Source organism: Pseudomonas sp. UBA6315, from assembly GCF_002438125.1.
Lineage (GTDB): Bacteria > Pseudomonadota > Gammaproteobacteria > Pseudomonadales > Pseudomonadaceae > Aquipseudomonas > Aquipseudomonas faucium.
The window spans coordinates 1-9,699 of sequence record NZ_DJTF01000054.1 but is presented as its reverse complement, the minus strand read 5'-3'; the positions used below and the strand labels follow the sequence as shown (position 1 = coordinate 9,699).

General features: G+C 63.0%; 9 protein-coding genes. 8 read left to right on the top strand and 1 reads right to left on the bottom strand.

Translation table 11 applies throughout. From position 1 onward, the window contains the following. Positions 1 to 1,046: ABC transporter ATP-binding protein (locus B3E94_RS06460; protein ID WP_286912780.1), on the top strand; the 1,046-nt coding region annotated here is incomplete at its 5' end. Between the two features lie 39 nt (positions 1,047 to 1,085). Here B3E94_RS06460 and ybaK read toward each other — a convergent pair. Further along, positions 1,086 to 1,556 carry a Cys-tRNA(Pro) deacylase gene (gene ybaK / locus B3E94_RS06455; RefSeq protein ID WP_286912779.1) on the bottom strand — a complete coding sequence of 157 codons (471 nt, stop codon included), beginning with the start codon at positions 1,554 to 1,556 and terminating at the stop codon, positions 1,086 to 1,088. A gap of 302 nt (positions 1,557 to 1,858) precedes the next feature. On the opposite strand from ybaK, the gene B3E94_RS06450 reads away from it, so the two are divergent. The 7 genes from B3E94_RS06450 to B3E94_RS06420 all read left to right on the top strand — a co-directional run. Next, positions 1,859 to 2,710 carry an MIP/aquaporin family protein gene (locus tag B3E94_RS06450; RefSeq protein WP_286912778.1) on the top strand — a complete coding sequence of 284 codons (852 nt, stop codon included), beginning with the start codon at positions 1,859 to 1,861 and terminating at the stop codon, positions 2,708 to 2,710. Positions 2,711 to 2,750: 40 nt separating this feature from the next. Beyond that, complete coding sequence (glpK, locus tag B3E94_RS06445) at positions 2,751 to 4,250, top strand: glycerol kinase GlpK (protein WP_176511056.1); 1,500 nt, start codon at positions 2,751 to 2,753, stop codon at positions 4,248 to 4,250. A gap of 156 nt (positions 4,251 to 4,406) precedes the next feature. Beyond that, positions 4,407 to 5,162 (top strand): DNA-binding transcriptional repressor GlpR, encoded by a 756-nt coding sequence (gene glpR / locus B3E94_RS06440; RefSeq protein WP_176511055.1) that lies wholly within the window; start codon positions 4,407 to 4,409, stop codon positions 5,160 to 5,162. Between the two features lie 174 nt (positions 5,163 to 5,336). Continuing rightward, the gene (gene glpD, locus B3E94_RS06435; protein ID WP_286912776.1) at positions 5,337 to 6,863 is read left to right on the top strand and encodes a glycerol-3-phosphate dehydrogenase; all 1,527 of its coding nucleotides are present in this window, start codon (positions 5,337 to 5,339) and stop codon (positions 6,861 to 6,863) included. A 373-nt stretch (positions 6,864 to 7,236) separates the two neighbouring features. After that, a complete protein-coding gene (locus B3E94_RS06430; RefSeq protein WP_176511053.1) occupies positions 7,237 to 8,154 on the top strand; it encodes a glutamate/aspartate ABC transporter substrate-binding protein in 918 nt (305 codons plus the stop codon). Positions 8,155 to 8,296: 142 nt separating this feature from the next. Continuing rightward, positions 8,297 to 9,043, top strand: coding sequence for an amino acid ABC transporter permease (locus B3E94_RS06425; RefSeq protein WP_286912774.1), 747 nt, complete (start codon positions 8,297 to 8,299; stop codon positions 9,041 to 9,043). Then, positions 9,044 to 9,699, top strand: a 656-nt coding sequence (locus B3E94_RS06420) for an amino acid ABC transporter permease (protein ID WP_286912773.1), incomplete at its 3' end; no start/stop codon positions are given.

Genomic DNA, 9,699 nt, shown 5'->3' with positions numbered 1-9,699 from the left:
TCCAGAACCTCAACCTGCACCTCAACGCAGGCGACATCGGTTGCCTGCTGGGGTCTTCGGGGTGCGGCAAGACCACCACGCTGCGCGCCATCGCCGGCTTCGAGCCGGTCCACGAGGGTGAAATCCAGCTGGCCGGCGAAGTCATTTCCCGCGCAGGCTTCACCCAGGCACCGGAAAAGCGCCGCATCGGCATGGTGTTCCAGGACTACGCGCTGTTCCCGCACCTGACCGTGGCGCAGAACATTGCCTTTGGTATCGCCAAGCACCCGCGCCAGGCGCAGGTGGTCGAAGAAATGCTCGAGCTGGTCAAGCTCGGCGGCCTCGGTGGGCGCTACCCGCACGAGCTGTCAGGCGGCCAGCAACAGCGCGTGGCCCTGGCCCGTGCGCTGGCCCCCGAGCCGCAATTGCTGCTGCTCGACGAGCCGTTCTCCAACCTCGACGTGGAATTGCGCCGGCGCCTCAGCCATGAAGTCCGCGACATCCTCAAAAGCCGTGGCACCAGCGCGATCCTGGTCACCCATGACCAGGAAGAAGCCTTCGCGGTCAGCGACCACGTGGGCGTGTTCAAGGAAGGCCGCCTGGAGCAGTGGGATACCCCTTACAACCTCTACCACGAGCCGCAGACGCCGTTCGTTGCCAGTTTCATCGGCCAGGGCTACTTCATCCGTGGCCAGATGAGCAGCCATGAGGCGGTCAACACCGAGCTGGGCGAGTTGCGTGGCAACCGCGCCTACACCATGGCCCCGGGCAGCTCGGTGGATGTGCTGCTGCGCCCCGATGACATCGTCCATGCGCCCGACAGCGCATTGCGCGCGGCCATCGTTGGCAAGAGCTTCCTTGGCGCATCGACGCTGTATCGCCTGCAACTGCCGACCGGCAGCCAGCTGGAAGCGATCTTCCCAAGCCATGTCGACCATCAGGTGGGTGAGGATGTGGGGATTGCGGTGAAGGCCGACCACCTGGTGCTGTTCCCGGTGCCGGGCAGTGTCGCGGCGCAGTTGCCGCGACAAGAGAATGGGGTTCGCCGCTACAGTTCGGCGACCTGACCACCCCACCAGGGGCTGCAGTGCAGCCCCGGGTGCTTTCTAGCCCCGGCCAATTCCGGCGAACGTGCCCTGGGTATGCTCCGCCAGCACCTTCGCTGCCAACTCGACTTCCAGCCCTCGCCGTCCAGCACTGACATGGATGGTTGCAAAGTTTTGCGCGGAATCATCGATGAAGGTGCGCAGGCGCTTCTTCTGCCCCAATGGGCTGATGCCTCCCACCAGGTAGCCGGTGGCGCGCTGCGCGGCGGCCGGGTCGGCCATTTCGCACTTCTTCACGCCTGCGGCATGGGCCAGCGCCTTGAGGTCCAGGGTGCCCACCACCGGCACTACCGCCACCAGCAGTTCGCCCTTCTCACTGCTCGCAAGCAACGTCTTGAACACTTGTTGCGGGTCGAGCCCCAGCTTTTCTGCCGCCTCCAGCCCGTAGGACGCCGATTTCGGGTCATGTTCATAACTGTGCACGCGGTGTTCGGCACGGGCTTTTTTCAGCAGGTCGAGGGCGGGGGTCATGCAAGGCTCCGGTCTGGGACAGGTCGGCGGCTACTTTAGGATAAATCCCACATCCCAGCCAGCTTATGGCCTACGCGACTGTCTAGCCTGCGGATTCGACCCGGCATGGGGCGTTCAGAACGTGACCGATGGTTCACTTTCGACCTTTGACATAAGCGTTTCTTGTCTATATTTTTTCGTTTCTGAATAAATGGTGCACTTTTTAGGTGCATTCCTGTATCCGTCCGGGGTCAATGGGGATAGGCCCCGGGCATTGCTGTCGAGCGCCACGCGCCTCACAACAAAAAAAACCGAGGTCATACATGACGACTGCTCTGCGCGAACCCACATTGTCCAGCCAATGCCTGGCCGAATTTCTCGGCACGGCACTGCTGATCTTCTTCGGTACCGGTTGTGTCGCCGCCCTCAAGGTCGCCGGCGCCAGCTTCGGCCTGTGGGAAATCAGCATCATCTGGGGGGTCGGCGTGAGCATGGCGATCTACCTCACCGCCGGCATTTCCGGCGCGCACCTGAACCCCGCCGTGAGCATCGCGCTCGCCGTGTTCGCCGGTTTCGACAAACGCAAGCTGCCGTTCTACATGCTTGCCCAGGTGTGCGGAGCGTTCTGCGGCGCCGCGCTGGTCTACACCCTGTACAGCAACCTGTTCTTCGATTTCGAACAGGCCCATGCCATGTTGCGCGGCAGCCGCGAAAGCCTGGAGCTGGCCTCGGTGTTTTCCACCTATCCGCACCCACTGCTTTCCACTGGCCAGGCATTTCTGGTCGAAGTGGTGATCACGGCCATCCTGATGGCGGTGATCATGGCCCTTACCGACGACAACAACGGCCTGCCACGCGGGGCCATGGCACCGCTGCTGATCGGCCTGCTGATCGCCGTGATCGGCAGCGCCATGGGCCCATTGACCGGCTTCGCGATGAACCCAGCGCGCGATTTCGGGCCAAAACTGATGACTTTCCTGGCTGGCTGGGGCGAAATCGCCTTCACTGGCGGTCGGGACATCCCCTATTTCCTGGTTCCGGTGTTCGCACCGATCCTCGGCGCCTGCCTCGGTGCCGCGACCTATCGCGGCCTGATCGCCCGCAACCTGCCGGTGGCGGCAAGCGCGAACCCAGAGACAAACGACAATCGCCAGGGCGATACTCAAGCCAACTGATGCGGCGCCCTGACCCCCTCATTTTGCAAGGCCTACGACCATGACAGACACCCAGGATAAGCACTACATCATTGCCCTGGACCAGGGCACGACCAGTTCGCGGGCCATCATTTTCGACCGCGACGCCAATGTGGTCGGCACCTCCCAGCGCGAGTTCGCCCAGCACTACCCACAAGCGGGCTGGGTCGAGCACGACCCGATGGAAATCTTCGCCACCCAGAGCGCAACCATGGTCGAGGCCCTGGCCCAGGCCGGCATCAGCCACGCCCAGGTGGCTGCGCTGGGCATCACCAACCAGCGCGAAACCACGGTGGTATGGGACAAGGAAACCGGCCGCCCGGTGTACAACGCCATTGTCTGGCAGTGCCGGCGCAGCACCGAAATCTGCGCGCAGCTCAAGCGTGACGGGCATGAGCAATACATCCGCGAGACCACCGGCCTGGTCACCGACCCGTACTTCTCGGGCACCAAGCTCAAGTGGATCCTGGACAACGTCGAGGGCGCCCGCGAACGCGCCGAGCGTGGCGAGCTGCTGTTCGGCACCATCGATACCTGGCTGATCTGGAAGTTCTCCGGTGGCAAGGTGCATGTCACCGACTACACCAACGCCTCGCGCACGCTGATGTTCAACATCCACGACCTGCAGTGGGACGACAAGCTGCTGGAAATCCTCGGCATCCCGCGCCAGATGCTGCCGCAGGTGCGCCCGTCCTCCGAAGTCTATGGCCACACCAAGAGCGGCATCGCCATCGCCGGTATCGCCGGCGACCAGCAGTCCGCGCTGTTCGGCCAGATGTGCGTGGAGCCGGGCCAGGCCAAGAACACCTATGGCACCGGCTGCTTCCTGCTGATGAACACCGGGGACAAGGCAGTGAAGTCGTCCCATGGCCTGCTCACCACCATCGCCTGCGGCCCGCGGGGCGAAGTGGCCTATGCACTGGAAGGCGCCGTATTCAACGGCGGCTCGACCGTGCAATGGCTGCGCGATGAGCTGAAGATCGTCAACGACGCCCTCGATACCGAGTATTTCGCCAGCAAGGTCAAGGACAGCAATGGCGTGTACCTGGTGCCGGCCTTCACCGGCCTCGGCGCGCCGTACTGGGACCCGTATGCACGCGGTGCGCTGTTCGGCCTGACCCGCGGGGTGAAGGTCGATCACATCATCCGCGCCGCGCTGGAGTCGATCGCCTACCAGACCCGCGACGTGCTCGACGCCATGCAGCAGGACTGCGGCCAGCGCCTGTCCGAGCTGCGCGTGGACGGTGGCGCAGTGGCCAACAACTTCCTCATGCAGTTCCAGGCCGACATTCTCGGCACCTGCGTCGAGCGCCCGCAAATGCGCGAAACCACGGCCCTGGGTGCGGCGTACCTGGCGGGCCTGGCCTGTGGTTTCTGGAGTGGCCTGGAAGAGTTGCGCGGCAAGGCGATCATCGAGCGCGAATTCAGCCCGCAGCTGGATGAAGCGCAGAAGGAGAAGCTGTACGCCGGCTGGCGTAAAGCGGTCGATCGTACCCGTGACTGGGAAGACCACGAGGCCTGATGTGACGTGATTGTGGCCTCATCGCCGGCAAGCGCTGTTCCTGTGGGAGCCGGCTTGCCGGCGATGGGCCGCCTGGCGGCCCCATCGTCTACTGGCCGTGATCCCCTTCCTACGGCATCATTGCAGAATTTGTCCGGCTGCCCCAAAGGACCGCCCATGAATCTGCCCCCACGCCAACAACAAATTCTCGAGCTGGTTCGCGAACGCGGCTATGTCAGCATCGAGGAAATGGCGCAGCTTTTCATCGTCACCCCGCAAACCATCCGCCGCGATATCAACCAGCTGGCCGAGCTCAACCTGCTACGCCGCTACCACGGCGGTGCGGCCTACGACTCGAGCATCGAGAACACCGCCTACGCCATGCGCGCCGACCAGATGCGTGATGAAAAGCAGCGCATCGCCGAAGCCGTGGCCCGGCAGATTCCCGACCATGCCTCGCTGTTCATCAACATCGGCACCACCACCGAGTCGATCGCCCGCGCCCTGCTCAACCACAACCACCTCAAGGTCATCACCAACAACCTGCACGTGGCCGCGATCCTGGCCGCCAAGGACGACTTCGAAGTCCTGGTCGCCGGCGGTACGGTGCGCCGCGATGGCGGCGTGGTCGGCCAGGCCAGCGTCGACTTCATCAGCCAGTTTAAGGTCGACTTCGCCCTGGTCGGTATCAGCGGCATCGATGAAGACGGCAGCCTGCTGGATTTCGACTACCAGGAAGTACGCGTGTCCCAGGCGATCATCGCCAACGCCCGGCAGGTGATCCTCGCCGCCGACTCCAGCAAGTTCGGGCGTAACGCCATGGTGCGCCTGGGCTCGATCAGCCTGGTCGACTGCCTGGTCACCGACCAGCCGCCCACCCCGGCGCTGGGCGAATTGCTCAACCAGCACAAGATCCGCCTCGAGGTGGTGTGAGCCCATGGCGGGCCCTTTCGCGGCCCGCCATTTTCGTTAATGTTCACTTTATTGTCATTTGATCAGTTTTTTCTATGAAGACTGACTGGCGACCGGCTTTCTCTTGCGCTAGTATTTTCGGAAACGAACATCAATGTTCATATTCGATGTGAACAGCCCCAGGAGGCCTTGCCCGTGTCCCAACCCGTTTCGTCCCAGCCCCCACTCGCCGACTGCTATGACCTCGCCGTGATCGGCGGTGGCATCAATGGCGTGGGCATTGCTGCCGACGCCGCCGGGCGTGGCCTCAGCGTGTTTCTCTGTGAGAAGGACGACCTTGCGCAACACACCTCCTCGGCCAGCAGCAAGCTGATCCACGGTGGCCTGCGCTATCTGGAACACTACGAATTCCGCCTGGTGCGCGAGGCACTGGCAGAGCGCGAAGTGCTGTTGGCCAAGGCACCGCACATCGTCAAGCCGATGCGTTTCGTGCTGCCCCATCGCCCGCACCTGCGCCCGGCCTGGATGATCCGTGCCGGCCTGTTCCTGTACGACCACCTGGGCAAGCGCAAGCGCCTGGGCGCCTCGCGCAGCCTGCGCTTCGGCGCCGACTCGCCGCTCAAGCCTGCAATCAGCCGTGGCTTCGAATACGCCGACTGCGCCGTCGACGACGCCCGCCTGGTGGTGCTCAATGCCATGGCCGCCCGCGAGCACGGCGCGCACATCCACACCCGCACCCGTTGCCTGCGCGCCGAACGCACCGACGGCGTGTGGGAAGTCGAACTGCAGGCCGCCGACGGCAGCGTGCGCACGATCCGCGCCCGTGCCCTGGTCAACGCCGCCGGGCCTTGGGTCGCCAGCTTCATCAAGGACGACCTCAAGCTCGATGCGCCCTACGGCATCCGCCTGATCCAGGGCAGCCACCTGATCGTGCCGCGCCTGTACGAGGGCGAACATGCCTACATTCTGCAGAACGAAGATCAGCGCATCGTCTTCTGCATCCCTTACCTGGACCGCTTCACCCTGATCGGCACGACCGACCGCGAGTACAGCGGCGACCCGGCCAAGGTGGCGATTACCGAGCAGGAAACCGACTACCTGCTGAACATCGTCAACGCCCACTTCAACCGCCCGCTGAGCCGCGAAGACATCCTGCACACCTACTCCGGTGTACGGCCACTGTGCAATGACGAATCGGACAACCCTTCGGCAGTCACCCGCGACTACACCCTGGCGCTGTCGGCCGAACAGGGCCAGGCACCGTTGCTGTCGGTGTTCGGTGGCAAGCTGACCACCTACCGCAAGCTGGCGGAATCGGCCATGGCCGAGCTCAAGCCCTTCTTCACCCAGATGCGTGGCAGCTGGACGGCCGAAGCGGCCCTGCCCGGTGGCGAACAGATGTCCAGCGTGCAGGCGCTGGTCGATGCCCTGCTGGCACGTCACAACTGGCTGCCAGTGGATATCGCCAAGCGCTGGGCCGTGACCTACGGCACCCGCGCCTGGCAACTGCTCGATGGCGTACAAGGCCCGGAGGACCTGGGCCAGGCCATCGGCGGCGGGTTGTTCAGCCGCGAGGTGGACTACCTGCGCAGTGCCGAATGGGCAATCAGCGCCGACGATATCCTCTGGCGCCGGACCAAGCTCGGCCTGTTCACCACCGCCGCAGAGCAGCATGCGCTGGTTGCCTACCTCGCGCTTGCACAGCAGCAGCGCGCCGCCTGATCCACCCCTGCTCCTCCACTGCAGCGGCCACGGCCGCTGCAGCTGTTTTTACACCCTTGCCCCGCGGTAAAGGGCACGCGCCAAGCACCCACCTTTCACCCAGCTGTGGTAGATAGATCACAACCCCCTTCGTTCGGCTTTCCGAACAAGTGGCCGCATTGCATTCGGCCAGCCGTACAAAAGGCCAGCCGAGCGCCTCGTACCAAAGGTGTAATACCTAGTATTTTCAATGCGTAAGGTTGAAAGTGGCAGCTTGGCACGACTCATGCTCTACACTTCAGACCCGAATGCACACCGCTTCATGCTGTATTCGTTGAACGAAAGAGTCCGCCAACGGCTCCATAAAAAAAACAAACACGTCGAGGAAAATTTGATGCGTATCGTTCGTCAATTGCTGGGCGCCGCCATCGCGGCTGCAGTCATCGCTTCGCCGGCCATGGCCGAGGAGCTGACCGGCACCCTGAAGAAGATCAAGGATTCGGGCACCATCACCCTGGGGCACCGCGACTCCTCCATTCCATTTTCCTACCTGGCCGGCAAGCCCGAGCCCGTGGGCTACTCGCATGACATCCAGCTGGCTGTCGTCGACGCCCTGAAGAAGCAACTGGGTACGGACATCAAGGTCCGTTACAACCTGGTCACCTCGCAAACCCGCATCCCGCTGGTGCAGAACGGCACCGTCGACCTGGAGTGCGGCTCCACCACCAACAACGTCGAGCGCCAGCAGCAGGTCGGCTTCTCGGTGGGCATCTTCGAAGTCGGTACGCGCCTGCTGACCAAGGTCAAGGACGGTCAGCCTTCCTACAAGGACTTCCCGGACCTGGCCGGCAAGAACGTGGTGACCACCGCCGGCACCACCTCCGAGCGCATCCTCAAGGCGATGAACGCCGACAAGCAGATGAAGATGAACGTGATTTCCGCCAAGGACCACGGTGAAGCCTTCAACATGCTCGAAAGCGGCCGCGCCGTGGCTTTCATGATGGACGACGCCCTGCTCGCCGGTGAAATGGCCAAGGCCCGCAACCCGAAAGACTGGGTCATCACCGGTACCCCACAGTCGTACGAAATCTACGGCTGCATGGTGCGCAAGGACGATGCGGCGTTCAAGAAAGCGGTCGACGACGCCATCGTGGCCTACTTCAAGTCGGGCGAAGTCAACAAGAGCTACGACAAGTGGTTCACTCAGCCAATCCCACCGAAGGGGCTGAACCTGAACTTCCAGATGAGCGACGAGCTGAAGAAACTGATCGCCGAGCCGACCGACAAGGCCGCGGACGAGAAGAAGTCCTGATCCTCAGATAGTGGCCTGGTGCTCAACGGCACGAATCAACTCTGCAGGCCACCCATTAGTGTCTAACCTTTCATCCGAGGGCGCCCTGCGCCCCCGGATGCTCGAAGGTGCCCGTGAAACAACCGTCTGAGGGGAAATCCCGATGAATTACAACTGGGACTGGGGCGTGTTCTTCAAGTCCACCGGCGTGGGCAGCGAAACCTATCTGGACTGGTACATCACCGGCCTGGGCTGGACCATCGCCATCTCCATCACCGCCTGGATCATTGCCCTGTTGCTGGGGTCGGTGCTCGGTGTCATGCGCACCGTGCCCAATCGCCTGGTATCAGGCATCGCCACCGCCTATGTGGAATTGTTCCGCAACGTGCCGCTGCTGGTGCAGCTGTTCATCTGGTACTTCCTGGTACCGGACTTGCTGCCCGAAGGCCTGCAGGAATGGTTCAAGCAAGACCTCAACCCGACCACTTCGGCGTTGATCAGCGTGGTCATCTGCCTGGGCCTGTTCACCGCCGCACGTGTCTGCGAGCAGGTGCGCACCGGTATCCAGGCGCTGCCCAAGGGCCAGGAGGCCGCCGCTCGCGCCATGGGCTTCAGCCTGCCGCAGATCTACAACAACGTGCTGCTGCCGCAGGCCTACCGGATCATCATTCCGCCGCTCACCTCCGAGTTTCTCAACGTGTTCAAGAACTCCTCGGTGGCGTCGCTGATCGGCCTGATGGAGCTGCTCGCGCAGACCAAGCAGACCGCCGAGTTTTCCGCCAACCTGTTCGAGGCATTCACCCTGGCCACGCTGATCTACTTCACCCTGAACATGGGCCTGATGCTGATCATGCGCATGGTCGAGAAGAAAGTCGCCGTGCCTGGCCTGATTTCCGTGGGAGGCAAGTAAATGGACATGGATTTCAGCCAGATCATCCCCGCCCTGCCCGCCCTCTGGGAAGGCATGGTCATGACCCTCAAGCTGATGGTCATGGGCATCGTCGGCGGCATCGCCCTGGGTACCATCCTGGCGTTGATGCGCCTGTCGTCGAGCAAGCTGCTGTCGCGCCTGGCCGGCGCCTACGTCAACTACTTCCGCTCGATCCCGCTGCTGCTGGTGATCACCTGGTTCTACCTGGCGGTGCCCTTCGTGCTGCGCTGGATCACCGGCGAAGACACCCCGATCGGCGCCTTCACCTCGTGCGTCGTGGCCTTCATGATGTTCGAGGCCGCGTACTTCTGCGAAATCGTCCGTGCCGGCGTGCAGTCGATCTCCAAGGGCCAGATGGGCGCCGCGCAGGCGCTGGGCATGAACTACGCGCAGACCATGCGCCTGATCATCCTGCCCCAGGCCTTTCGCAAGATGACCCCGCTGCTGCTGCAGCAGAGCATCATCCTGTTCCAGGACACCTCGCTGGTGTACACCGTGGGCCTGGTGGACTTCCTCAACTCGGCACGTTCCAACGGCGACATCAACAGGCGCGCCCATGAGTTCCTGATCTTCGGCGGGGTGGTCTACTTCCTCATCAGCTTCTCCGCTTCCACGCTGGTCGACCGCCCGCAAAA